General features: G+C 45.4%; 29 protein-coding genes. 3 read left to right on the top strand and 26 right to left on the bottom strand.

Going from position 1 to position 23,132, the window contains the following annotated elements:
- Position 1 precedes the first annotated feature (1 nt).
- From soxX to FD974_RS04870, 7 genes are all read right to left on the bottom strand, one after another.
- Complete coding sequence (gene soxX, locus FD974_RS04840; protein WP_215362859.1) at positions 2–607, bottom strand: sulfur oxidation c-type cytochrome SoxX; 606 nt, start codon at positions 605–607, stop codon at positions 2–4.
- 18 nt (positions 608–625) lie between these two features.
- Positions 626–1,465 carry a sulfur oxidation c-type cytochrome SoxA gene (soxA, locus tag FD974_RS04845; RefSeq protein ID WP_215362861.1) on the bottom strand — a complete coding sequence of 280 codons (840 nt, stop codon included), beginning with the start codon at positions 1,463–1,465 and terminating at the stop codon, positions 626–628.
- 40 nt (positions 1,466–1,505) lie between these two features.
- The gene (gene soxZ / locus FD974_RS04850) at positions 1,506–1,814 is read right to left on the bottom strand and encodes a thiosulfate oxidation carrier complex protein SoxZ (RefSeq protein WP_215362863.1); all 309 of its coding nucleotides are present in this window, start codon (positions 1,812–1,814) and stop codon (positions 1,506–1,508) included.
- Between the two features lie 55 nt (positions 1,815–1,869).
- Positions 1,870–2,322 (bottom strand): thiosulfate oxidation carrier protein SoxY, encoded by a 453-nt coding sequence (gene soxY, locus FD974_RS04855; RefSeq protein ID WP_215362865.1) that lies wholly within the window; start codon positions 2,320–2,322, stop codon positions 1,870–1,872.
- Positions 2,323–2,407: 85 nt separating this feature from the next.
- Positions 2,408–3,487: a c-type cytochrome gene (locus FD974_RS04860; RefSeq protein WP_215362867.1), complete on the bottom strand. Its 1,080-nt coding sequence runs from the start codon at positions 3,485–3,487 to the stop codon at positions 2,408–2,410.
- Complete coding sequence (soxC, locus tag FD974_RS04865) at positions 3,471–4,871, bottom strand: sulfite dehydrogenase (protein ID WP_215362869.1); 1,401 nt, start codon at positions 4,869–4,871, stop codon at positions 3,471–3,473. The genes FD974_RS04860 and soxC overlap by 17 nt, the downstream gene beginning before the upstream one ends.
- 40 nt (positions 4,872–4,911) lie before the next feature.
- Positions 4,912–5,253: a metalloregulator ArsR/SmtB family transcription factor gene (locus tag FD974_RS04870; RefSeq protein ID WP_215362871.1), complete on the bottom strand. Its 342-nt coding sequence runs from the start codon at positions 5,251–5,253 to the stop codon at positions 4,912–4,914.
- A gap of 119 nt (positions 5,254–5,372) precedes the next feature.
- On the opposite strand from FD974_RS04870, the gene modB reads away from it, so the two are divergent.
- Both modB and FD974_RS04880 read left to right on the top strand, forming a co-directional pair.
- Positions 5,373–6,020 carry a molybdate ABC transporter permease subunit gene (gene modB / locus FD974_RS04875; RefSeq protein WP_215362873.1) on the top strand — a complete coding sequence of 216 codons (648 nt, stop codon included), beginning with the start codon at positions 5,373–5,375 and terminating at the stop codon, positions 6,018–6,020.
- Positions 6,020–7,129: an ABC transporter ATP-binding protein gene (locus tag FD974_RS04880; protein ID WP_215362875.1), complete on the top strand. Its 1,110-nt coding sequence runs from the start codon at positions 6,020–6,022 to the stop codon at positions 7,127–7,129. The genes modB and FD974_RS04880 overlap by 1 nt, the downstream gene beginning before the upstream one ends.
- 33 nt (positions 7,130–7,162) lie before the next feature.
- On the opposite strand, the gene FD974_RS04885 is transcribed toward FD974_RS04880, so the two are convergent.
- The 7 genes from FD974_RS04885 to FD974_RS04915 all read right to left on the bottom strand — a co-directional run bounded on the left by FD974_RS04885 (position 7,163) and on the right by FD974_RS04915 (position 11,170).
- Positions 7,163–7,357 (bottom strand): DUF2892 domain-containing protein, encoded by a 195-nt coding sequence (locus tag FD974_RS04885; protein ID WP_215362877.1) that lies wholly within the window; start codon positions 7,355–7,357, stop codon positions 7,163–7,165.
- A gap of 89 nt (positions 7,358–7,446) precedes the next feature.
- The gene (locus FD974_RS04890; protein WP_215362879.1) at positions 7,447–8,424 is read right to left on the bottom strand and encodes a sulfurtransferase; all 978 of its coding nucleotides are present in this window, start codon (positions 8,422–8,424) and stop codon (positions 7,447–7,449) included.
- A gap of 13 nt (positions 8,425–8,437) precedes the next feature.
- On the bottom strand, positions 8,438–9,070 hold the full coding sequence (locus tag FD974_RS04895) for a hypothetical protein (protein WP_215362881.1): 633 nt from the start codon (positions 9,068–9,070) through the stop codon (positions 8,438–8,440).
- Positions 9,071–9,075: 5 nt separating this feature from the next.
- Positions 9,076–9,306 carry a hypothetical protein gene (locus FD974_RS04900; RefSeq protein WP_215366891.1) on the bottom strand — a complete coding sequence of 77 codons (231 nt, stop codon included), beginning with the start codon at positions 9,304–9,306 and terminating at the stop codon, positions 9,076–9,078.
- A 22-nt stretch (positions 9,307–9,328) separates the two neighbouring features.
- Complete coding sequence (locus FD974_RS04905) at positions 9,329–9,895, bottom strand: DUF6691 family protein (RefSeq protein WP_215362884.1); 567 nt, start codon at positions 9,893–9,895, stop codon at positions 9,329–9,331.
- Position 9,896: 1 nt separating this feature from the next.
- On the bottom strand, positions 9,897–10,424 hold the full coding sequence (locus tag FD974_RS04910) for a YeeE/YedE thiosulfate transporter family protein (protein WP_215362887.1): 528 nt from the start codon (positions 10,422–10,424) through the stop codon (positions 9,897–9,899).
- Positions 10,425–10,576: 152 nt separating this feature from the next.
- Positions 10,577–11,170 carry a rhodanese-like domain-containing protein gene (locus FD974_RS04915; RefSeq protein ID WP_251374540.1) on the bottom strand — a complete coding sequence of 198 codons (594 nt, stop codon included), beginning with the start codon at positions 11,168–11,170 and terminating at the stop codon, positions 10,577–10,579.
- Between the two features lie 174 nt (positions 11,171–11,344).
- On the opposite strand from FD974_RS04915, the gene FD974_RS04920 reads away from it, so the two are divergent.
- Positions 11,345–11,653, top strand: coding sequence for a high-potential iron-sulfur protein (locus FD974_RS04920; RefSeq protein ID WP_215362889.1), 309 nt, complete (start codon positions 11,345–11,347; stop codon positions 11,651–11,653).
- 64 nt (positions 11,654–11,717) lie between these two features.
- Here the strand turns inward: FD974_RS04920 and FD974_RS04925 are convergent, their stop codons facing one another.
- The 12 genes from FD974_RS04925 to truA form a co-directional block, all read right to left on the bottom strand.
- Positions 11,718–12,437 (bottom strand): Crp/Fnr family transcriptional regulator, encoded by a 720-nt coding sequence (locus FD974_RS04925; RefSeq protein WP_215362891.1) that lies wholly within the window; start codon positions 12,435–12,437, stop codon positions 11,718–11,720.
- A 19-nt stretch (positions 12,438–12,456) separates the two neighbouring features.
- Positions 12,457–13,077 (bottom strand): bifunctional 2-polyprenyl-6-hydroxyphenol methylase/3-demethylubiquinol 3-O-methyltransferase UbiG, encoded by a 621-nt coding sequence (locus FD974_RS04930; RefSeq protein WP_215362893.1) that lies wholly within the window; start codon positions 13,075–13,077, stop codon positions 12,457–12,459.
- 28 nt (positions 13,078–13,105) lie between these two features.
- Entirely contained in the window at positions 13,106–14,314 is a 1,209-nt protein-coding gene (locus tag FD974_RS04935) for an O-succinylhomoserine sulfhydrylase (protein ID WP_215362895.1), read from the bottom strand.
- A gap of 69 nt (positions 14,315–14,383) precedes the next feature.
- A complete protein-coding gene (purF, locus tag FD974_RS04940; RefSeq protein WP_215362897.1) occupies positions 14,384–15,922 on the bottom strand; it encodes an amidophosphoribosyltransferase in 1,539 nt (512 codons plus the stop codon).
- A 4-nt stretch (positions 15,923–15,926) separates the two neighbouring features.
- Positions 15,927–16,493 (bottom strand): CvpA family protein, encoded by a 567-nt coding sequence (locus FD974_RS04945; RefSeq protein WP_215362899.1) that lies wholly within the window; start codon positions 16,491–16,493, stop codon positions 15,927–15,929.
- On the bottom strand, positions 16,493–17,293 hold the full coding sequence (locus FD974_RS04950; RefSeq protein WP_215362901.1) for an SPOR domain-containing protein: 801 nt from the start codon (positions 17,291–17,293) through the stop codon (positions 16,493–16,495). Before FD974_RS04950 ends, FD974_RS04945 begins: the two co-directional genes overlap by 1 nt.
- 3 nt (positions 17,294–17,296) lie before the next feature.
- Positions 17,297–18,622 (bottom strand): bifunctional tetrahydrofolate synthase/dihydrofolate synthase, encoded by a 1,326-nt coding sequence (gene folC, locus FD974_RS04955; RefSeq protein WP_215362903.1) that lies wholly within the window; start codon positions 18,620–18,622, stop codon positions 17,297–17,299.
- Between the two features lie 5 nt (positions 18,623–18,627).
- Positions 18,628–19,515: an acetyl-CoA carboxylase, carboxyltransferase subunit beta gene (gene accD / locus FD974_RS04960; RefSeq protein WP_215362905.1), complete on the bottom strand. Its 888-nt coding sequence runs from the start codon at positions 19,513–19,515 to the stop codon at positions 18,628–18,630.
- 19 nt (positions 19,516–19,534) lie between these two features.
- Positions 19,535–20,332 (bottom strand): tryptophan synthase subunit alpha, encoded by a 798-nt coding sequence (trpA, locus tag FD974_RS04965; RefSeq protein WP_215362907.1) that lies wholly within the window; start codon positions 20,330–20,332, stop codon positions 19,535–19,537.
- Positions 20,333–20,370: 38 nt separating this feature from the next.
- On the bottom strand, positions 20,371–21,564 hold the full coding sequence (trpB, locus tag FD974_RS04970; RefSeq protein ID WP_215362909.1) for a tryptophan synthase subunit beta: 1,194 nt from the start codon (positions 21,562–21,564) through the stop codon (positions 20,371–20,373).
- 28 nt (positions 21,565–21,592) lie between these two features.
- Positions 21,593–22,267, bottom strand: coding sequence for a phosphoribosylanthranilate isomerase (locus FD974_RS04975; protein WP_215362911.1), 675 nt, complete (start codon positions 22,265–22,267; stop codon positions 21,593–21,595).
- 34 nt (positions 22,268–22,301) lie between these two features.
- Entirely contained in the window at positions 22,302–23,126 is an 825-nt protein-coding gene (gene truA, locus FD974_RS04980) for a tRNA pseudouridine(38-40) synthase TruA (RefSeq protein WP_215362913.1), read from the bottom strand.
- Positions 23,127–23,132: the final 6 nt, after the last annotated feature.

Below are 23,132 nucleotides of genomic sequence, written 5' to 3' on the forward strand. Positions count from 1 at the left end.
GTTATTTGTTAACGGGTGATTCAGGGTCAAGTAATAAAGCCATGACATCCTGCATCTGCTTCTCAGTTAAGAGTTTGAAATGACCGAAACGTGGCATGTTGCTGCATACGTTATAGGCCTTGGAGTTATTGATACGATTCCAGGTGTACTCAACAACTTCTTTAGAGTAGCCCCTTAGCTTGCCGTAGTTCCATAAAGATGGGCCGATGTTTCCATAGGAGACTTCTTTAATGTTGATTTGATGGCAGTTATAACAACCACCACCATTTACAGATCCAGCCTTATCAGACCAAGTTGCACCACGACCACTTTGCGCGATCTTTTCACCGCTCTTCCAGTCACCCAGATATTTCCCGTCGGATGGCTGCTTAATAGTGGCCATATTTTCCTTTTGAATCTTTTCACGAGTCTTAGGATCACCACCACCATCGAGGTTTACAGGGTTTGAACAAAACTTTTGAGCTGCATCTTGATCTAAACGATCTAAACCAGCCTGTCCTTTAGCCTGAAAGCTGCTAGACATCATTTTTTCAAAAGGGGTAGCAGCACTAACAGTACCAGCTACAGCTAGGAGCGTAAACGCCAAAATTGATAATTTGTTTTTCATATTATTTATCTCCAGCGATTAACGCTTCAGTCCTGGTGCATTCATAGTTCCGCCCTTAGCATTCACAGCCATATACATGGAGACTGCGATGGTATCTTCAGAAATGTAGATAGGCTCTGGGAAGCGTTGTTGACGGTAGCAATCGTTTAAGCGACGTTGCATGGTCCAGAAGGTACCGCTAGATACACGGTATGCCGGCCAGTAACCCCAACCTAAAGCAGCACCCTTCTCAACAGTTAAATTAGGCAGGTCCTGTAAACGAATTCGCTTGCCATTAGACGCGTGGCATGATGCACAGGAGAAATCCATTGGGCCACCTTGGTAAAAGAATGATTCTTTACCCATTTGGTAAGCCTGCTTTTCCTTAGGGTGCTTAGCAACTACATTGATCGGCATTCCCTTAGATTCAGCCACTACATAAGCTACTACAGCCTCAAGATCTTTTCGCTTGCCTTTGCTAAAGCCAGCCTTAATGATCTCGTTTGCATCATATCCCTGCAACTTGCTCATACAGGTAATCAGACGAGACTCCAAATCTTGCACTTGATTTGTATCTTTAAAGTACTTTGGTAACTGTGTATAAGCACCTTTAACTACACCAGGGCCCATACCCAAATCACATTTTTGTAAAGAAACATTCTTAGGCCCCATGGGCTTTTTCCAAATGTCTTCACCAGCTGCCTCATACAAATCAGCAGGGTTACCATCGGCGAGCATTGCACGATATTTTTCAATTTCATCGGTAGGAGCTCCACCAGCTGGAGCAGAAGCAGAAGCCTCATTCTTTGTAGGCGCTGAACAGCCTTGTAGCGCCACAAATATCCCAATAATTACGCCGTATAAGATACGTGTCTTCATGGTAACCCTTTTTTTATAGTTTTATTAATAACGTAATGAATTAAGAAGCAGTTGCTTCATCAGTACGCTTGTCGCCTTTGCTATCGTTCCAAGTAACAACAATCTTGTCACCCTTAGCACCTTTGTACTTAAAGTTCAAAAATGGGTCTTTAGAAACCGCTGGACCGAATTGACCATTAAATACATCTTTACCATTAGCGGTAACTTTAACTGTGCTGATAAACCAAGCTGGAATTACTTTGCCTGAAGCGTCTTTACGCTGACCAGACTCCATGTCATGTTTCATCAAGATTTTTACATCTACAGTACCACCACTCTCAGCAGCTCTAACGCGCATTGGATCAGCCATTTTGTTCCTCTTTTATTCTGTGTTTAATGAAATAATTTTTTGGTTGGATTCGGTATTAACCGCCGCAACCACCTAAAGTAACCTTCACTTCTTTAACGGTCATCAACCATTTGCCATCTGCTTTTACTAAACCGTAAACATTAGATGTCTGACCCATCTTGATGCGGGTAGTTACAAATGAGTCTGTGCCGGCTGGAATAAAGAACTGAGCTGCTAATGAGCTTGGATTCTTTTCAACCAAAATAGCCATTTGCTCAGCCTTAACAGTTGCAGTGATGCCTACAGGCACAACAGCACCATTTTCAGCAATATCAGGAGCGTTCAAAGTCACAGCAGATGACTTGTCAGGGCTACCAGCGCCCAAGATCTTGAATACATCATCGATGCCCTTGCCTTCAAAAGCGGCTTTATCCCACTCTTGTGCTTGTGCCACGCTGATGAGGCCTGCAGAGGCCATCAAACCAAATACTGCTGAGTACTTCATTAGACTACGACGCTGCTCATTCATAAGAAACTCCTTTTTTAATCTTTGCTTATGTGAATTTATTACCTATTTTGCATTATTACATTCAGGTTACTACCTAATTTAGCAATTATTTACCACCTGAAAGCATCCAAACTACTAAAGTCTTGCGATCTTCATCAGACAATTGGGCTTGTGGCGGCATCGGAATAGAACCCCAAACACCTGCACCACCCGCTTTTACCTTCGCCATCAGTTGCTCAACTGCACCCTTCTGACCCTCGTATTTCTTAGAGATATCAGCAATTGATGGGCCAACAAGCTTGGCATTAGGCGCATGACATGCAGCACAATTCTCGCTTTGGAAGAGCGCTGCAGGCCCCTTCTTGGCTGAGGATTGGGTATCAGCAGCATGCTTTAGGCCTTCACCTGTAGGGCCAGGCAACTTAGCCAAAGGTGGCTTGGTTGTATCAGCACCGCGATATGGGCCATACATGCGGTTTTGATCGGCAATGTTGTCATGTGCATTACGAGCAAAGTCAGGCAATGTTGAGCCGATTTGAACGAATTGAACACAATTTTTCATGCAAGAGCTGCCATTGACATCAGGTTTACCAGTGACGTTCCAAAAACCATGCTTTGTAGTCATACCATTGCGATTTGGCATCTTTACTTCCGCAATATTGGTATTACTCAATACAAAATTATCCGGAACAATTTCACCCAAACTGAGAATGAAAGCAACCAATGCATAAGTGTCATCAGGTGTTAATGAACGCGGCGCATTCCAAGGCATTGCACGATAGATGTAGTCCCACAAAGTAGAAACTGTAGGCACCTTCATTAAGGTTGTGCGCTGCGGCTGCTTCATATCTGATAACGAAGCAACACGACCCGTTTTCACATCATCTTTGGTTGTTCCACCAGCGATCGGTGTAAAGATCTCATTGGACTCACCAAACGTTCCATGACAGCTGGCACACTTAGCCTCCCAAATTTCCTGACCTTTTTGAACCGAACCAGATCCTTTTGGTAGACCCTTAAAATCCGGACGAACATCGATATCCCATGCCGCTACTTCAGCCATCGTTGCATGACGACCAATACCTGGGTATTTAGCAGAATCTGATTGCGCAATCGCACTGTGAGCGCCTAAAACTAAAAGCGCTGCAAAACCAATGCGAGCAGTTAATTTATCCAACTTGTACATTGCTGACCTCGCCATTTGAATCTAATTTCCAGGATTGAATTGCATTGTTGTGATAGATCGATCTTGTACCGCGCACATCACGCAACTTTTTGATGGTTGGCTGAATATAGCCTGTATCGTCCATCGCTCTCGACTGCAAGATGGCAGGAGAGCCATCCCACACCCAGTCAATATTAAAGCGGGTAATAGACTTATCTAAAATCGGCGTTTCAAGGCGAGCAGTGCGCCAGTTGTTGCCACCATCGAATGAAACATCAACACGCTTGATTTTGCCGCGACCAGACCAAGCCATACCGCTAACGTTATAGAAACCTTTATCAAGCAACTGCTGACCACCAGATGGAGTGGTAATTACAGATTTACATTCTTGAATAGAAGCATATTGACGGTGCATACCATCAGGCATGAGCTCGATATAGTGCACAGCTTCGTCCTTAGCATTCCAAGGCATATCGCCAACTTCTAAACGACGCAACCATTTAACCCAGCTCACACCCTGAACACCCGGTACAACTAAACGTAATGGGAAGCCATTCTCAGGACGCAACATCTCGCCATTCATCGACCAAGCAACAATGGTGTCATTGAGACAGCTCTCAAGATTGATAGTACGAGTCATGCCTGAGCCATCACCACCCTCGGCCAACATGTACTTGCCCTTTTTCAGATCTGCTCCACATTCTTCGAGGAGGACCTTTAATGGAACGCCAGTAAATTCGCAGCATGAGAGCATGCCATGGGTGTACTGAACTGTTGGAACAGCAACGTTACCCCACTCAAGACCAGTATTGGCGCCGCACTCGATAAAGTGTGTGCGAGATACTGAAGGCATTCTCATCAAATCACTCATGGTGAACACGCGAGCATTTTTCACCATACCATTCACCATCAAACGATGGGTCTCTGGGTTCAAGTTGTACCAACCTTGATGGTGGCGCTCAAAATGTAAGCCGTTTGGAGTAATCGTACCGAAGAGGCCTTGCAATGGTGTAAACGCTACAGAAGCAGCAGAAACACGTGTCAAACCAGGTGATTCGCGGCGAATCAAATTGGATTCGTAAATAGAAGGAATACCGTATGGCATCGTTGCAACGTTTTTACCCAGGGTAGTTTGCCAAGGTTGCTTTTCCAAAATCGCTGGGTCACCTTCAACTGCAGCCATAGCCAATGGAGCGGACAGGCCGGCTGCGGCACCACCAATTGCCGACATGAAGCCCTTGCGCAAGAATCCACGGCGCTTCTCATCAAGACCATTTGCGTTAATGTCAGCAATCAACTCTTGAGAAACAAAGTGTTCCGGCGCTTTTACTAAGCGAGCACGATCACGTGGTTTCTCAATCGCGCTGATATCTTGTGCGCTGATTTCAATCTGTTTATTAGTCATTTAAATCCTGCTTGTTAAAAAAGTATCGCTATCAAAAAAATTAATGCAAACCTTGAGCCAACCGACTGCAAACCATTTGACACATTTCAACCGTGTCATTGTCAGCAATCGAGTAGTAAACAGCTACTCCTTGCTTACGTCTATTTAAAATACCTGCTTTAAAAAGTGCTACTAAATGCCGAGAAACATTAGCTTGACTGGAACCGCACAGCTCGATTACTTCGGAAACTGTTTTCTCGCCAGTACAAACAGCGTACATAATGCGCAAACGGGTAGGCTCAGAAAGGACGCCAAAATATCCTGCCATGGTGCTAAACAGGTTCTCCATTTGTTTTGGAGTAAGGTTTTTGACAGCCTTCTGGACTTGAATTTTGCTTTTCACGTGTACTTTTAAATATCTTAAAGCGTGCATTATATGCGCGAACACGCATATTTGACACCCAAGCCCTTACAGCTCCAATAGTGGGATACCCTATGCTGTTGAGGCAATACAATTTGCCTATGGATACGGATGCAATTTTTCTCTCGCTCAAGCTAGCTTTTTGGACGGTTGCCCTCATGCTGCCGCTTGGTATCTGGGTCGCCTATCAACTCATTAAGCTAGATAAATCTCGCCCATGGGCAGAAGCATTATTGGCCTTACCGTTAGTTTTACCCCCTACCGTCCTGGGTTATTACTTTTTGCTTACCTTTAGTGGGAAGACTTTTCTTGGCATTCCGCTAGTATTTTCATTCACCGGGATCTTGGTAGCCTCCTTGATTGTGAACATCCCCTTTGCCATTCAGCCCATCCAGAGAGCATTTGAGGCAATTAACCCCGAAATTCGCGAGGCAGCCCAAGTAAGCGGTCTTAGTAAATGGCAAATTTTTAGGCTTATTGACCTGCCCTTAAGCTGGAGAGGCATCACTGGCGCAGCTGCTCTCACATTTGCCCATACCTTGGGTGAGTTTGGCGTCATCTTGATGGTTGGCGGCGCTATTCCTGGGGAAACCAAAACAGCATCAATTGCGATCTATGACAAAGTTCAGGCCTTTGATACCACTGGCGCTGGTTCTCTATCCCTCTTCTTGTTGGGAATCTCTTTGCTAGCTATTGGCATTAGTTATGGGGTATTTGGTCGAAGATCTGCGCATCGGGGGCCAAAATAATGCTTAAAGTCAAACTTTCGCAAATCTCGCCAATGCCTATCCAAGTGAGATTGGAGTGTGCGCCTGGGGAGCTTCATGCCTTAGTCGGCCCTTCTGGGAGTGGCAAAACAACGGTTTTACGCATGATTGCAGGATTGCGAGAAGCACAGCAGGGGCTAATAGAATGCGATGGGGTAACTTGGTTTAAAAGCGAAGGCTCGCAGGGGTCCAAGGTCTCCCTGACTCCCGCCCATAGGTCTTGTGGGTTCTTATTTCAGCAATATGCCCTCTTCCCCCACCTCAATGCAGTAGATAACATTGCCATCCCCATTTACAACCAGCTACCCAACCCAGAAGAGCGCAGAACATTTGCTTTGCAATGGTTGGAACGTATGGGCATTCCAGAATTGGCGCAGCGGATGCCAAGTCAACTATCTGGCGGACAACAACAACGTGTCGCACTAGCCAGAGCGTTGGCACGTCAGCCCAAAGTCCTACTTTTGGATGAACCTTTTTCTGCAATCGATACCCCGACTAGGCGAGGACTATACAAAACGCTTGCTGAACTGCGTAGAGACTTAGCTATTCCGATTTTGTTAGTAACGCATGACTTGCGCGAAGCTGATTTATTGGCAGACAAAATTACGGTGATTGATAAAGGTATCAGCCTACAAACCGCTCATCCCCAAGCCCTATTTCAGCGCCCCAGAAATTCTCGGGTTGCGGAGCTAGTCGGCATTAGCAATATGTTTAATGGGATATTTACAGCGGGTCACCTCACCTGGCATGGTTGTGATCATGCATTTAAGGTAATTGATAAAGGAAAGATTCCCCCAGGTGCACCAGTAGCTTGGGTAATTCCGCAAAGTGGTTTAAGTGTCCACGTCGACGCGGGCCATTCACGAATTCCTGCCACCGTAAAACAAATTAGCAGCATCGGACAAATTGCAGTGTTGCAATTAGAAATACTCGCTAGCTCTCAAGTGATGAATTGGGAGGCTTCGATAGCAGAGCTCAAGCGCCTCAATATTCAACGAGATGGTCAAATTTTTATTGAATTAGATTCGACCCAAATTCACATCATGCCATTAAGACCGATAAACGATCCTAGATTATTTACCGATCATTAATGGCAATTGTGAGTACAAATAAATACTGACTAATTACTTGCTACATTTCCCGCAAGTATTGATACCCAAGATTGGATAAGCTGGGCAGAATCTGAACAATCCAGTTGCTAAAGGCACAATGCCAATCCAGCCCCATACGCCAACAGTACCAGTGGCTGCTAAAGCAATTAATACCAGGCCAACAACAATACGGAGAATGCGATCAATACCGCCAACATTGGTTTTCATTTTTTATCCTTCAAGGTTAAGTGATTCAAGTAATACTATTAAAAAGAAAAAGAAACCTGCTCTTATTTAGAGCAGGTATTCCAACAACATTAATTCAAAGAAACTCCCACTAACGGACGACCTTCTAGTGTCCAAAGATATAAAGAGCCATCGTAGAGTGAGGTAGATTTATTGCCAACGAGCTCGGACATAATGAACCAACCGCCTGATGCCAAATGACCACTATTGCAATAACTAATTGCAGGTGCGGATGCGTTAATGCCATTTGCTTTTAATAAGCTGTTATAGGTGTTTTTGTCCCAGAAATACAAAGCGCCTTTTGCAGGCTTAGCCATTAACTCTGGAGCAAAATCTTTTGCGCCGGCGATATGGCCATAAGCACCAACGTAGTCGCGCTTACTTAAGCCAAAAAACTGCACCGGCTGCCTTGCATCAATTAAGGTTGCATCACCAGTCTCGGAGGCCTTGGCGACCTGGTTAGAGTTGGCAATCAACTCTTTTCGCTCAGCCTTTGCAACCCAGTTACCAGGCGCTTTATTGACCGGCGCTGTAGTGAACTCTCTACCTTCCGCAAGCCAACCAGCCATCCCACCATCAAGGACTGCAATATTATCTTCGCCATAGACTTTGAATTGCCAATAAGCACGTAAGGCTTCATCGATGTCAGACATATCAACGCCAACAGGAACCAAAACAATCGGTTTATTTGCGTTAATGCCAACGGATTGAATTAGCTTCTCAAAATCAGCCTTTTCTGGAATGAGGTATTTGATTTTTTTACCGTCAATCATGCGATCAGCGCGTACCTTTTTAAAATCCAATAAAGAAGAGTCGTTGATATGTCCGCCAACTTCTACTAATACCTGCTTACCAGTTTTTTTATTCAGCTCAAACTCAGGGGCTCTTTTAAAGCTTGCTACATCTCCCCTGACCTCTAGAATCTGAACTTCTGCCTTATTCGCTGCAAGCCACTCGCTACTGACTACTGGACCAGGCAAAGTTACTGCCTGAACTAAGCCAATTAAGCTACTAAGCAATACCAGCAATCCAATTTGGATTTTTTTCATGGTGATTCCCTCTTTAATGAACAATCGATAAATGCTCGGAAAGACGATTTAATAAATCAATCTTTTTTTCAGTTAATACATGATGATCTCTAGCACTATAGGCAACCTCACGATTGCCTAACTTGCTTGATAAAGCGCTCATCACCTCATCTCGTTGAATGATGAGTTCTTTCATATCTGAATAAAACAGCTTTGTAAAAGCACTAACCCAGCGTGACAATGGTGCCATCCGCCCTTTTACTGCCATATCAAAATCTCTTAATAAAGTGACTGTCTGATCAGCCGATAGCCACTGCTCACCAGTAACCCATTGGTTGGTAGTAAAGATACGTACAGGCAAACCTTTTTGATCAAGCGATATGGCAATTAGATGGTGAAATTGCTTGGCCACCTGGTCATCACGCTTGAAAAGATGAAAGTGGCCATGCTCACCATCAGGCATCTCATTTGAGGAATGAGCATGATAGTAAAACTCATAACCGCTTTGTCCATCGATAAGGTCATTCTTAGGGTAATGCTCCCACTCTTTAAATTGCTCGGATCCACACAATGCAACATTGCATAAGCTCAAGCCATTGCTGGCATATCGCGACTGGATAGTCGCGATTTCTTGAGCGGCCAAGCAAAGCGTGGATTCAATCAACATGAAGATTAGTCAGCTGATTTACGTTTCTTAGGCCCACATGGATTCGATGGACCGCATGGATTAGATGCGCGCTTCTTTGTAGGGCCACATGGATTAGAGGCCTCTTTTTTTGGCGCGCAAGGTGTTTTTTGCTCTGAACTTGTAGGATTTTTAGGTGTATCTGCAGATGCCATTGGGGCAGCAGATAAACCCGCCAAAGCAAACGCTAAAGCTGCAACAGTAGATTTTTTAGACATTGAATTTCCTTTAGAAAATGAATTAAGACTGTGAAGATACGGGGCCGCCAAACTTTTTCTCCATCCAAGCTCCCCCGATATAAATTGCAATTGCAGCGATGATCATCACGATATTGATTGATAGACTCGATACGTTTAATAACTGTGGCAAGGCATCAGCCTTATCGAATTCTCCGAAGAAAGTCCATGATTCAATCGCTGGAAATACGCCTGCAAAAATAACCGTTCCTAGCAATAGTCCAATTAGGAAAATAGCAGCATCAATACGGCCAGACATTAAACCCACTACTGATGTTCCTGGGCAATATCCTCCAATTGCAAACCCTGCGCCAACCAAGACACCGCCAAGAGCAGCTGCACCTAGAAACGCTGGTGGAATAAATAAATCACCACTCGAGAGGTAGCCGATTTGCTCCAAAACCATTAGACCAATAGATGCTAATACGATTGCTGTAAACATCACTTTAAATACTGACCAGTCACTCAATCTAAACTGTCCAGTCAATTTATTGGGGTTGCCAAACCCAGCACGCTCTAATACAAAGCCAAATGCGCCGCCAAGCAATAATCCTGAAATGATTTCTGACATCTTATTTCTCCGCCTTCATAAAGCGACTCACAATTAAGCCTGTTGCAAAAAATGTACATAAAAAGGTAAAGCCAGCCAAACTAAGAACGGCTGCGCCTGATAAACCAAGACCACTGGTGCAGCCAGCTGCAATACGAGCTCCAAAGCCAGCTAAGATGCCGCCAAACAAGGCAGTAAAGGGTCTTTTTGATCCCCCTAGGAACTTAGCGCCATCCATCTTGAATGCGATACGGTGTGCAAGATACGCAGAAATCAGCGCGCCAAGAGCAACGCCAATCACCTGCCAAGTAATCCAAGAGCTTAAGGGCTTGCCCTCCTCAACCATGCCACCCAAGTATTCGTTAGCACTTGTTGCCGCCGGAACAATATTCATACCGAGCCAAGCAGTAAGGCGTGTGGTAAAGCCTGTAGCACCCAAACCATGCCCAGTTGCGACAAATGTTGCTAGCAATACCAAGCCCAGCAAAACGCCTGCTAGTAGTGGATTCCAGTAAGCATCTGGTTTTTGAGTTGTTTGTTGTTGATTCATGTCACCCTTTATTTAAGAACTAGATAATATATATTTAAGTATATTATATTCTAATATAAGGCTTCAAGATAAAAAATGCAACGAAGATTGGATGATTAACGAGAAAAAAGGAGCCGAAGCTCCTCTTTAATTGCGAACTGAGAGGTGCTAGTTTAAAACTCGCCCTTAATAGTAGTTAGGCCAAGCGCATCCCAATCGAGCATGCCGCCACGGTAGTAGTAAATTTTGGTAGCTGGAAATCCATCGCGAACCATTGCGGCCATGGCCATCGGACTTTGGGGGCAAACTGGTCCATTACAAAATGCGTATACCTTCTTCGCCTTAGAGCAATCCCACTTAGTAGAACCAGCTGCAGGCTTCTTACATCCTAGCTCATCCATGCGCATTGCTACTTCTGTATATGGAATGCCCACTGATCCAGGAATGGTGCCCTTGACGCGATCATCCACAACACGCATATCTACAACGAGAGAATCCTTGTCATTTAAGGCATTCAAAATATCAATTTCATCTACGGGTACAACCCCCTTGATAGGCACAATTGGTTGCAACCAGCCTTTATTTTTTGCACAAGGCGTCATAACACGGGTAATTTCAACAGGGCCCTTTGAGGTGTTCACAGTGAATTTGGTTGATTTCTCCATAATCTGCAAAAGTTCTGGTGCAGAGTCTGACTGAGCTGAGACAAGAGTAGAAAACAGCGCTAAACCAAGGGATAAAAAGTATTTCATAAAAACCTTATTCATAAAAATTTGGGGGTCATATGCATTAATGCGTATTCATGCATAATAAGGCGCCTACATAGGAAATATGGTTTAAATTCATACTGATAAACCCCTATTGCCCAAATATTAGGCAGACTTATTATCAGTACACGCATTAATGTTTTTAAGACTTAACAACTCACTCTGGAGAGAAAAATGAAAAACGGTCGTCGCCAATTTATGATTTTGTCTGCTGCTGGTGCTTGCACCCTAGCGTTGAACGGTAAAGTTCAAGCTCAAGCAATGGTTTCTGAAACTGATCCACAAGCTGCTGCTTTGGGTTACAAAGCAGTTGCTACTTCTGTAGATAAAGCCAAGTATCCTAAGTATGCTGCTGGTCAAGAGTGTGATAACTGTGCATTGTGGCAGCCTAAAGGCTCTGCAACTGCTGGTGGTTGCTCTTTGTTTGGTACCAAGCAAGTTGCTGCTAAAGGCTGGTGCTCTGCTTACGCTAAAAAAGCTTAAGTTACTTAGCTTCAATCTAAAAAAGGCTGCTCCGGCAGCCTTTTTGCTTTATCTAAACTGCACCTTACATTCCCGCTAAGGAAAACTGACGTAATTTTTCAATGCTGGGTATTTGTACGCTTAAGCGACTCACGTTAGAAATTAAACCTAGATCAGCCATCGAGGCTAAAGCACGACTAATGGTCTCAAACTTAACATCCATCATGAGGCCCATATCTTCCCGCTTAAATAATGGTGCAATAGCGAGACCGCTATCCCCCTCTTTCGCTAAACGTAAAAAGAAACGGGCAAGACGCAACTCAATACGTCCGGTATTAATCTCTGAAAACCAAGACTCGGATTGAGATAGTGCTTCACCCCATTTTTTAACAATCTGCCGGTGCAATCTGGGAGACTCCTCACCCAAGTTCTGAATAATGGGCTTAGGAATGCGACATAAATGGACATTGGATAAGGCTGCAGCCGAATGCGCATAGCGCTCCTCAAGCAATGCCTCCATGCCAAACAAATCCCCTGGAACAACTAAACGGACAATTCGTCCAGAGCCATCAGAATTGACATGCAAAAGCTTGATATAGCCCTCGCGCAAAGTAAACAAATGGTTTGCAGATTCACCTTGACCATAAATTTGAGAGCCGGACTCAAAGCGCAAGTCATCAATTGGCTCATGAATCTTTGAGAAATCCTCTTCGTTCAGTTCCGCAAAAAGCGCAGAGCTTCTGATCGAGCAAGATAGGCAATCACTATTACCCTGCCATGCACTTTTAATTTCAATTGTTTTCATTGCACTCTAGCAAAAGAAATTAGCATTTTTTGGCAGTCAAACCTAGAAGAGCTGACATTCCAGTATGCCTAGCACCTTCAGAGAGCTCTTTTTCATAGCAGCAGAGATCCAGAATTTCAAAATCTTTAGCCAGATCACGAATCATTTCTTCGGTATAGAGATGATCAATTAATGATGGGCCGCCAGTTTTATATTCGAGTTGCTTAGGGGTATAGCCTTGAAGAATTAAAATACCACCCGGCTTAAGAGATTGGTGTGCCTGCTTAAAAATCCGAGCGCGCATTTTGGGGTCAGCAAATTGAATGAATATTGCTATAACCGCATCATAAAACTGATCTTGCCAATCAAACCCATCCGAGTCAGACAAGCTATAAGAGACCTCAACTTGATTTTCTTTTGCAAACTGCTTGGCCTTGGCTAGCGCAATATCAGATACATCAAAACCTGTGACTGACATACCTTGTTTGGCAAGCCACACTCCATTTCGCCCTTCTCCATCAGCAATGCAAAGAACCTGGTTTCCAGGTTTTAAAAAGATCTTTGCTTGCTGTACAAGATACTCATTCGGCTCTTTTCCAAAAATAAACTCTTCTTGATTAAAGCGTTCATTCCAAAATTGGGCGGCATCAGAAAAACTCATTCATAAACCTTTTCATGATTACTGCGTCTTACTTCTTAAGACCACCAACAAGATCGTTTTTTAAATCGATGATATTTTCGAGGCCAACAGCAATACGTACTAAACCGTCTGTAATGCCGGCAGCTCTACGTGCCTCAGGGCTGACCCTGCAATGCGTAGTGGTTGCAGGATGAGTAATGGTGCTACGAGTATCACCCAGATTAGCGGTAATAGAGCAAAGCTTAGTCTGGTTGATCAGTTTGAAGGCAGCTTTCTTTCCACCCTTCAAGGTAAAGGAAAGAATAGCACCACCTGCTTTTTGTTGGCGCATTGCTAATGCATGTTGAGGGTGAGACTTCAGACCGGGGTGATAAACACGCTCCACTCCGGCTTGCTTTTCTAACCACTGAGCCAGTGCTAAAGCATTTTGACTTTGCTGTTTCATGCGTAGTTCAAGGGTTTCTAGACCTTTTAAAAACACCCAGGCGTTAAAAGCTGATAGTGTTGGGCCAGCAGTTCTCACGTATGGGAATACCTTGCCCATAATGAAATCATTACTACCCACAATCGCACCACCAACTACCCTGCCTTGACCATCCAAGTACTTCGTTGCTGAATGAATAACTACATCAGCCCCAAGTGAAAGTGGTTTTTGCAATGCTGGAGTGCAGAAGCAGTTGTCCACAGCAAAAAGCGCCTTCGCCTTTTTTGCTATCTTAGCAATTGCCTTGATATCGGCAATCTCAGTTAGTGGATTGGATGGCGTTTCTAAATAAAATAGCTTGGTATTTTCTTGAACCGCATTTTGCCAGGCCTTGGAATCTGACAGATCCACATAAGTGGTTGTAATACCAAAGCGCCCCAGAATATTGCTAAACAATTGAATCGTTGCACCAAATACTGAGCGTGAGCAAACCACATGGTCGCCCGCTTGCAGATGAGACATAGCCATCGTCAGAATTGCAGCCATACCTGAAGAAGTCGCAATACACGCATCTCCGCCTTCAAGTGCAGCAAGACGATCCTGAAACATACTCACCGTTGGATTGGTAAAGCGGGAATAGATAAAGCCTTGATCAGCATGGGCAAATCCATCTGCTGCTAATTCAGCACTATCAAAACAAAAGCTTGAAGTCAAAAATAACGCCTCAGAGTGTTCTTGATACTCGGCAGTTCGGCGTGTGCCGGCGCGCACTGCAATAGTCTCAGGCGCCAGCTTTGAAAAATCGGGTTTTTGGCGGGGTGTTTTGCTCTTCATCCTGCTATTTTGACACCGAATTCAGAATTTCACTTGGACCCGCATATCCAGGTAATTCCGCTGTTGTTTTTAATCTTCAGTAGCCAAATGGAGATGAAGCTGTGAACGGGCAAAATCGCTGGAGTCTCGTTGACGATCCGCTTTAGCTTCAGAGGTATTTCTAGCAGCTTCAAGTGCATCTAAGTAGGACTCATTGATATCACCGGTAATGTAGTGACCATCAAAACAGGAGGCTTCAAAGTTCTGAATATTGGGATTGACATCCTTAACGGCCTGCTTCATATCTTCAATACTCTGATAGATTAACTGGTCTGCGCCAATCATCTTATTAATCTCTTCATCTGTGCGGCCATATGCAACTAGCTCGCTGCGGGTTGGCATATCAATACCATAGACATTCGGGAAGCGTACTGGGGGTGCAGCAGAAGCAAAGATCACTTTCTTAGCACCAGACTCCCGAGCCATTTGCACAATTTCAAATGAGGTTGTGCCGCGAACAATCGAGTCATCGACAATTAATACCGTTTTATCTTTGAACTCAATACGCATGGCATTGAGTTTCTGGCGTACAGATTTTTTACGCACGGCCTGGCCAGGCATGATGAACGTTCTACCGATATAGCGATTTTTAAAGAAGCCTTCACGGTAATCAACGCCCAAACGCTTAGCTACTTGCATTGCTGCAGGACGACTGGAGTCAGGGATTGGCATCACCACATCAATTTCACCAGGAATCGTTTCCTTGCGAATCTTCTCTGCCAAATAATCACCCATACGCATACGTACGTTATATACCGTGACGCCATCAATCGTGGAATCTGGGCGAGCCATGTAGACATACTCAAAAATACAAGGCGTTAATACGGCATCAGCAACACATTGACGTGAATAAAAATTACCATCGATATCAATGTAAATAGCTTCACCAGGATTGACATCACGAACAAAAGTAAAGCCCAAGCCCTCAAGTGCAACAGACTCAGATGCAATCATCCACTCTGGACCTTTGGGGGTGTCAATCCGACCAATACAGAGCGGACGAATTCCAAATGGATCCCGAAACGCTAATAAACCGTAGCCTGCAATCAGAGATACAACAGCATAAGAACCTTTAACCCGCTTGGTGACTTCGGTGACCGCATTAAACATTGCCCCTTCATCTAAAGCAGCGCTGTTAGTTTCTTTTTGCAATTCGTCAGCCAGGACATTGAGTAATACCTCAGTATCAGAGCTGGTATTAATGTGACGACGATCACGATAAGCCATCTCTACCCTGAGGCTAGGTGCATTCGTGAGATTACCGTTGTGCGCCAAGATAATGCCGTACGGCGCACTAACGTAGAAAGGCTGAGCCTCCTCTTCGCTGCTTGCAGAGCCCGCAGTGGGATAGCGCACTTGGCCAATCCCAGCGTTACCGAGCAAACTACGCATATTACGTGTTCTAAAGACGTCACGCACCAGGCCATTGGCCTTGTGCATAGTGAATGAATTACCATTCATCGTTGCAATACCTGCTGCATCTTGTCCACGATGTTGCAACAGCAGCAATGCATCGTAAAGAAGTTGGTTAACAGGAGTATGGGAAACAGTTCCGACGACGCCGCACATAAGCCTAGATCCCTATTGTTAATGAAGGTGTAATCGTTGGTGTAATTTTAGGCATTGCATCACCTAATTTTTTTGCCCAGTCTGCAGGCAACCAGCCTTTAATCAGCCCCGTTGCCATATCAATAGCAGGCCGGGTGATGGCTTTCTGCCATGCAACACTTTGCGGAATAGGTGTTAAGGCGGCAAGCGTAGCGGCAACTATAACAACCAAGCCACCCCGCAGCAGGCCAAACACCAAACCTAGAAAACGATCAGTCAGACTCAAGCCAGCAGAAAGAATAATCTTCTGAATAACTCCACCGAGCAATCCACAAATAATCAAAGTCAAAATAAAGAGTATGAGAAAGCTCACGCCCAAACTTAAGAGCTCATCCATATGAAAACTGGAGAGCCATTCAGTAGCAAGATAGTTGGTGTAATGGTAAGCAACCCACGCAGCAATAAACCAGGAAGCAAGTGCCAGGACCTCTTTAAACAACCCCCTAGAGATACCAATGAGTGCGGATACCAAAAGCACGACCAGGGTGAAATAATCCACCGCTGTTAAATTGAGGGTGGATAAGAATTCCATTAATTGGCCCCAACCTCAACAAGGCGAGGAGTCAGGCCCATAGCTTTGACCTTCTTCTCAGCAACTTCAGCTACCTCTTTATCAGTAAAAGGGCCAGCGCGTAGAACATAGAGTTTGGTGCCATCCGAACTGGTTTTATTAATCACATAGTTCGGAATTTTTTGCTCTTTCATTTTGCTAATCCAGCCCTTGGCACGTTCTTCAGAAGCAAAGGCGCCGATCTGGATTACAAACTTGCCAGAAGCAGATAATTTTTTAGGTATTTCTTCACTAGATGCCTTAGGGGAAGGTGGAGCAACCACTTCCTCACCCGCAGCCAATCCCATAACCGACCCTTTAGCGGGAGCTGGTGTTGATTTGATTTCTGGCTTAGCTTCAAGTTTAGGCTCAATAGCTGCTGAAGGCGCAGACTTTGCAGCTAAAGCTTCGGTCTCTTTTGGCGCCGATTCAGTAGCAACGACAGGCTTAGATTTTTCTTCTTGCGCTTGTGAATTGAGTGTAGGACTTGGTAGGCTAGTGACAATATTGATTGCGATATCGTTGTTAAAAGACTTGGGTTTGTCATCTAAGATGCGAGGCAATCCCACTACCGCTATTGCAACCAATACGGCAGCACCGATTAAACGGTGACGAGCACGTTGCTGTTCTGGATCTTCAGTTAAAGCGAGCTCTTCGCTTTCTTGAGCCCTCTGAAAACTACGCGGGGCTAATTTATTAACGGTACGACGATCCCTCACCGAACCTTGATTAAGGTTATCAGTCTCAGGGTTTCGCTTAAAAAGCTTCGATAAACGAATCATGGATCAATGCGCCTGGTTGTTTCGATAAGCCATTACGCCGGCAACGGTATAGAAGGATCCGAAGATGACAATTCTATCACCCTCGCCTGCCTTGGATAGCGCTTTTTGATAGGCTAAAGCTGGTTCAGGAAAGCATTCTATCCCCCCGTCTGCACCATTTTTTTCGGCCACACCAAGCTCCATAAGCTTGAGGGCTAGATCTTGAGCGCTAGCCGCCCTAGGCGTTGGCAAATCCGTACAAAACCAAAAATCCACGCTATCAAGCAAGGGCTTAATTACCCCGGAAATATCCTTATCTGCCATTGCGCCAAAAATAGCAAATGTATAAGGGTGATAGCCCATCTTATCGAGGCCTTGACCCAGGGTTGCGGCTGCATGCGGGTTGTGCGCCACATCCAATACCACCGTTGGCTGACCCGGCAGAACCTGAAAGCGGCCTGGTAACTCCACTAAGGCAAAGCCATTGCGAATATCTTGAGCGCTTACCGGCAGGCGTTGATGCAATGCCATGAGGGCAGCAATCACCGCGGAGGCATTTAAGATCTGGTTTGCGCCCCGTAAAGCTGGATAACCTAAGCCGCTAAAGCGTTTTTGTCGCCCCGCCCAGCCCCACTGTTGCTTATCCCCCTGAAAATTGAAGTCACGACCCTGTAGCCATAAGTCACAGCCGAGTTTTTCAGCGTAATCAATCAAAGTTTGCGGCGGAACAGGATCACCACAAATTGCAATGGCACCAGGTCGAAAAACACCAGCTTTTTCAAGGGCGATTACTTCGCGCGTCCCGCCTAAAAAGTCAGCATGATCTATATCGATACTGGTTACTATGGCGCAATCGGCATCCACAATATTGACAGCATCTAAGCGACCACCCATACCCACTTCTAAGACCACCGCATCTAAATTGGCTTGCGCAAATAGATGCATGATGGCTAAGGTCGTAAATTCAAAATAAGTGAGTGTTGGTGGGTTTGGAAGACTAACTCTAGCTCGCTCTACAGCTTCAAAATGTTTCAGTAAAAGACCATCCTTAACCTCTTCACCATTAACCCGAGCGCGTTCATTAAATACCAAGAGGTGTGGTGACATGTGGCATCCCACTTTATAGCCAGATGCCAACAAAATGCTTTCGAGGTATGCGCAAGTTGAGCCCTTGCCATTGGTACCAGCCACGGTAATTACTGGACAATCAAATTGCAGGCCAAGAGCCTCTTTGACTCGACCAATTCTTGCTAGACCCATATCGATACCGACTGGGTGAGCAGTTTCTAGGTGCTTAAGCCAAGCCTCTAGGCTATTAAATAGAACGGGGGGCTGAGTTGGGGTAGTCAAGCGCGTTAAACGGCTGCGCCACCCGCAATCGCAGGCTCAGGAAGTTGCTGCAGCAAAGCCAACAAACGAGCAATTTCAGCACGCATTTGACGGCGATCAACAATCATGTCAATGCCACCCTTTTGCATTAAAAACTCGGAGCGTTGAAAACCTTCAGGAAGTTTTTCTCGAACAGTTTGCTCGATGACGCGTGGGCCAGCAAAACCAATTAAGGCTTTTGGTTCTGCCATCACGACATCACCCATAAAGGCAAAGCTCGCTGAAATACCACCCATAGTTGGATCTGTCAAAACACTGATGTACGGAAGACCTTTTTTAGACAGCAAGGTCAGCATGGAATTGGTTTTAGCCATCTGAAACAATGAGAGCAAACTCTCTTGCATACGAGCGCCACCAGTAGCAGTGATACAGATAAACGCACACTTTTTAGCAATCGCTTCTTGAACCCCGCGAGCAAAACGCTCTCCAACTACGGAGCCCATAGATCCACCCATATACTGAAACTCAAAACATGCAGCGACAACAGGAATGCTCTCGATCTTGCCGCCCAACACAATTAAGGCCTCGGACTCTCCGGAGGCGTCTGTAGCCTCCTTTAGGCGATCGGGGTATTTTTTTGAATCTTTAAATTTCAGTGGGTCAATTGGATAGATGTCAGCACCAATCTCATAACGACCCTTGGGATCTAGCAAACTATCAAGGCGTTGGCGCGCACCAATACGCATATGGTGACTGCATTTCGGACATACGGATAAGTTGGCCTCAATATCAGTGCTGTACAGAACCGTTTCACAACCAGGGCACTTTACCCATAAACCCTCGGGAACCGACTTACGATTTGCAGGATCGGTATGCTGAATTTGGGGAGGGAGTAATTTATCGATCCAGCTCATTCGTTTTCCATCCAGGGTATTAACTGTCTAAAGCAACGCGAATTTCACGTATAAAGGTTTCCAGTGATTGTACTGCCTGGCCTGGTCCAGCCTCCTCCAAAAGACGAATAATCCGACTACCAATTACCACCGCATCCGCAGTTTTAGACACCGTACGGGCGCTTTGGGCATCATTAATACCAAAACCAACGGCAATGGGAATATCCGTTTCTTCACGAATTTTAGGAATAATGCTGGCTACATCCTGGGTATTCAGATGGGATGCCCCAGTTACCCCCCTCATAGACACGTAATAGATATAACCAGAAGCTATTTTGGCAGCCTCCTTGATGCGTTCATGGGATGACGTGGGCGCTAGAAGGAAAATCGGATCTACCCCCGCTACCCGCATTCTTGCAGCAAAATCAACACACTCTTCTGGCGGGTAATCCACCACCAGAACACCATCCACCCCTGCAGCTTTAGCCTCGGTAGCAAAGCGCTCTGCACCCATTTGCTCAACCGGATTGGCATAACCCATCAGAACAACTGGCGTATTGGCATCATTTTTACGAAACTCTCGCACCATTTCTAAACAGCTGCGCAATGTAACGCCCTGGGTTAATGCACGCTCGGAAGAGCGTTGAATTACCGGCCCATCAGCCATGGGGTCTGAAAAAGGCACACCCAGTTCGATCACATTAGCACCACCCCTGACCAGTGCGTGCATCAACTCGACGGTTAATGCTGGATCTGGGTCACCAGCAGTAATGAAAGGAATTAAACCCTTCTTACCATTGGCTTTTAATTCTTTAAATAGAGCGGTAATTTTTGACATAAAAGTTCAGAGTAAATAAAAAGGCTGAAGGTAAAAAATTAACCCTCAGAGCCAGTAGCCTGAGCAACGGTGTGCATATCCTTATCACCACGGCCAGATAAATTGACCAAAATAGTCTTATCTTTTGGCAGTGTCTTGGCCAACTTACAGGCGTAAGCAATCGCATGCGATGACTCCAAAGCTGGGATGATGCCCTCAATGCGACAGCAATCATGAAATGCTTGGAGTGCTTCTTCATCGGTGATGGCAACGTAGTCAGCACGGCCTGAATCTTTCAACCAGGCATGCTCTGGACCAACGCCTGGATAATCCATGCCAGCAGAAACGGAGTGCGTTTCAGAAATTTGCCCGTTCTCATCTTGTAATAAATAGGTCCGATTACCGTGCAATACGCCAGGCTTACCAACGCATAGCGCTGCTGAATGGAGACCGCTACCGAGGCCATGGCCAGCTGCCTCAACGCCAACCAGTTGAACTTCTGGGTAATCAATGTAGGGATAGAAAATACCCATGGCATTAGATCCACCGCCGACACAAGCTAGAACAAAATCAGGCTGACGTCCAGTCATCTCCGGCATTTGAACTTTGCACTCTTCACCAATCACGCTCTGAAAATCTCGGACCATCATCGGATAAGGGTGAGGACCTGCAACCGTGCCAATGATGTAGAAAGTATTTTCAACATTCGTCACCCAATCACGCATCGCTTCATTGAGCGCATCTTTGAGTGTTTTTGTACCCGACTCAACCGGCACTACTTTGGCACCGAGCAATTTCATACGGAAAACGTTTTGGGCTTGACGAGCTACGTCAACAGATCCTTGGTAAACCGTGCAATCCAAACCAAAACGCGCGCAAATGGTTGCAGTAGCAACGCCATGTTGACCAGCTCCTGTTTCGGCGATGATGCGCGGCTTGCCCATACGCTTAGCCAACATCGCCTGACCAATCACATTATTAATTTTGTGCGCGCCAGTATGGTTTAAATCTTCACGCTTAAGGTAGATCTGCGCGCCGCCTAATATTTCACTCCAGCGTTTAGCGTGGTAGACAGGCGATGGACGGCCGACAAAATGTTTTAGTTCGTAATGAAATTCTTCTAAAAATTCTGGATCGTATTGATACTTCGCATAAGCTGCTTTGAGTTCATCTAATGCAAACATCAATGTCTCTGAAACAAATACACCACCGTAAGGACCAAAGTGTCCTCGTGCATCTGGCTTATCGTACATAGTTACCTCTTAGATTGTTTACAGCAAATTAGGGTGATGCATTCGCATCGGCTGCACGCACTGCTTGAATAAATTGCTTCATCAGGGCGTGATCTTTTACACCCTTGCTGATTTCTACGCCACTTGAGACGTCAACCGCGCATGGATGCAGACGAGCAATCGCTTCGCCCACGTTGTGAACGTTCAACCCACCACTCAAAACGACCTGAGGCGCGTTTGCGCTTATCCATGCTTGTGGTATTCCTTGCCAATCAAAGGGAACGCCCCCTCCTCCATAGCCCTCAACTAGGGCATCGAGCAAAAAGGCATTTGCTTGACCATATTGTAGGGAAAAATCCTCAAAAGGGAACTGCGCCCCAATACGCGCCGCTTTTATCCAGGGTTGCCCAGCCGCAAGCCTCTGACAGTCCTCTGGGGTCTCATCCCCATGAAATTGCCATAAAGTAATCGGTGCAACCGCTCTAATGGCCTCAAATTGGGCATCTGAGGCATTTACTACTAGGCCAACAGCATCAACCCCGGCAGGTAAGCGGGTTATCAAAGAAGCAGCGATATTGGGAGTAACGGCCCGTGGACTTGGGGGGTAAAAAACAAAACCTACGGCATCGACCCCAGCTGCCACAGCCGCGTCAATGTCAGCAGGCGTCTTGAGACCACAGATTTTGACTCTGGTACGCCCTGCTGAGTAATTGAGTAAGCCCATGCTAGAAATAATAAGCCTTAAATGCCTCTAATACCTAAAGTAGGTATTTTGGTAACCAAGAATTAATCAAGTAGGGCTGAGGAATATTGAAGTCTTCTGGATAGGTAACTTTTGTCAGATAAAGCCCTGCCGCAGAAAATGTTGGGGCCGCTAGACTGCGGTCTTTCGCTGCCAGTAATGCTTGCATCCATTGGGCAGATTGCTTACCTACCCCGATTTGCAAAAAACATCCCACTAAATTACGGACCATATGGTGCAAAAAAGCATTTCCGGTGATCTTGAAATACAGCCAAGGTTGATCGCCATAAATATCTATTGAGTGGATTGTTTTAATTGGCGTCTTACTTTGGCACTCAGAGGATCGAAAGGAAGTGAAATCATGCTCCCCGATTAAACACTGAGCAGCCTGCTTCATTGCCTCAATATCAAACCACCGATCAGCAGGTAACATTAAATACCCCGCCCTAGCATCAGCCATTGGCGAGCGATACGGACCAGCATGCAATGCATAAATATAGGTTCGCTGATAGGCAGAGTAACGAGCACTAAATTCTTCTGAGACTGGCTGTGCCCAATTCACGACAATAGAAGATGGTAAAAATGAATTTACCCCCCTCACCCAAGAAAATGATTCACGCTCAACAGGGGCATCAAAGTGCACTACCTGACCTAAAGCATGTACTCCTGCATCCGTTCTTCCTGCGGTAATAACGCGCACGGGATCTAATCCCAGCTTTTCTATCCCAATAAATTGGGCTAATGCATTTTCTAATTCATCCTGAATTGTCTTTTGCTTAAGCTGAGATTGCCAACCAGAGAAAAGACTGCCATCGTATTGGAGACCTAAAGCAATACGCATCTTGCT

This window comes from Polynucleobacter sp. es-EL-1 (assembly GCF_018687975.1).
Taxonomy (GTDB): domain Bacteria; phylum Pseudomonadota; class Gammaproteobacteria; order Burkholderiales; family Burkholderiaceae; genus Polynucleobacter.

Coding starts and splice junctions, on each gene's coding strand:
- soxX (WP_215362859.1), bottom strand. CDS start 607: ATGAAAAACAAATTATCAATTTTGGCGTTTACGCTCCTAGCTGTAGCT.
- soxA (WP_215362861.1), bottom strand. CDS start 1,465: ATGAAGACACGTATCTTATACGGCGTAATTATTGGGATATTTGTGGCG.
- soxZ (WP_215362863.1), bottom strand. CDS start 1,814: ATGGCTGATCCAATGCGCGTTAGAGCTGCTGAGAGTGGTGGTACTGTA.
- soxY (WP_215362865.1), bottom strand. CDS start 2,322: ATGAATGAGCAGCGTCGTAGTCTAATGAAGTACTCAGCAGTATTTGGT.
- FD974_RS04860 (WP_215362867.1), bottom strand. CDS start 3,487: ATGTACAAGTTGGATAAATTAACTGCTCGCATTGGTTTTGCAGCGCTT.
- soxC (WP_215362869.1), bottom strand. CDS start 4,871: ATGACTAATAAACAGATTGAAATCAGCGCACAAGATATCAGCGCGATT.
- modB (WP_215362873.1), top strand. CDS start 5,373: ATGGATACGGATGCAATTTTTCTCTCGCTCAAGCTAGCTTTTTGGACG.
- FD974_RS04880 (WP_215362875.1), top strand. CDS start 6,020: ATGCTTAAAGTCAAACTTTCGCAAATCTCGCCAATGCCTATCCAAGTG.
- FD974_RS04885 (WP_215362877.1), bottom strand. CDS start 7,357: ATGAAAACCAATGTTGGCGGTATTGATCGCATTCTCCGTATTGTTGTT.
- FD974_RS04890 (WP_215362879.1), bottom strand. CDS start 8,424: ATGAAAAAAATCCAAATTGGATTGCTGGTATTGCTTAGTAGCTTAATT.
- FD974_RS04895 (WP_215362881.1), bottom strand. CDS start 9,070: ATGTTGATTGAATCCACGCTTTGCTTGGCCGCTCAAGAAATCGCGACT.
- FD974_RS04900 (WP_215366891.1), bottom strand. CDS start 9,306: ATGTCTAAAAAATCTACTGTTGCAGCTTTAGCGTTTGCTTTGGCGGGT.
- FD974_RS04905 (WP_215362884.1), bottom strand. CDS start 9,895: ATGTCAGAAATCATTTCAGGATTATTGCTTGGCGGCGCATTTGGCTTT.
- FD974_RS04910 (WP_215362887.1), bottom strand. CDS start 10,424: ATGAATCAACAACAAACAACTCAAAAACCAGATGCTTACTGGAATCCA.
- FD974_RS04915 (WP_251374540.1), bottom strand. CDS start 11,170: ATGAATAAGGTTTTTATGAAATACTTTTTATCCCTTGGTTTAGCGCTG.
- FD974_RS04920 (WP_215362889.1), top strand. CDS start 11,345: ATGAAAAACGGTCGTCGCCAATTTATGATTTTGTCTGCTGCTGGTGCT.
- FD974_RS04925 (WP_215362891.1), bottom strand. CDS start 12,437: ATGAAAACAATTGAAATTAAAAGTGCATGGCAGGGTAATAGTGATTGC.
- FD974_RS04930 (WP_215362893.1), bottom strand. CDS start 13,077: ATGAGTTTTTCTGATGCCGCCCAATTTTGGAATGAACGCTTTAATCAA.
- FD974_RS04935 (WP_215362895.1), bottom strand. CDS start 14,314: ATGAAGAGCAAAACACCCCGCCAAAAACCCGATTTTTCAAAGCTGGCG.
- purF (WP_215362897.1), bottom strand. CDS start 15,922: ATGTGCGGCGTCGTCGGAACTGTTTCCCATACTCCTGTTAACCAACTT.
- FD974_RS04945 (WP_215362899.1), bottom strand. CDS start 16,493: ATGGAATTCTTATCCACCCTCAATTTAACAGCGGTGGATTATTTCACC.
- FD974_RS04950 (WP_215362901.1), bottom strand. CDS start 17,293: ATGATTCGTTTATCGAAGCTTTTTAAGCGAAACCCTGAGACTGATAAC.
- accD (WP_215362905.1), bottom strand. CDS start 19,515: ATGAGCTGGATCGATAAATTACTCCCTCCCCAAATTCAGCATACCGAT.
- trpA (WP_215362907.1), bottom strand. CDS start 20,332: ATGTCAAAAATTACCGCTCTATTTAAAGAATTAAAAGCCAATGGTAAG.
- trpB (WP_215362909.1), bottom strand. CDS start 21,564: ATGTACGATAAGCCAGATGCACGAGGACACTTTGGTCCTTACGGTGGT.
- FD974_RS04975 (WP_215362911.1), bottom strand. CDS start 22,267: ATGGGCTTACTCAATTACTCAGCAGGGCGTACCAGAGTCAAAATCTGT.
- truA (WP_215362913.1), bottom strand. CDS start 23,126: ATGCGTATTGCTTTAGGTCTCCAATACGATGGCAGTCTTTTCTCTGGT.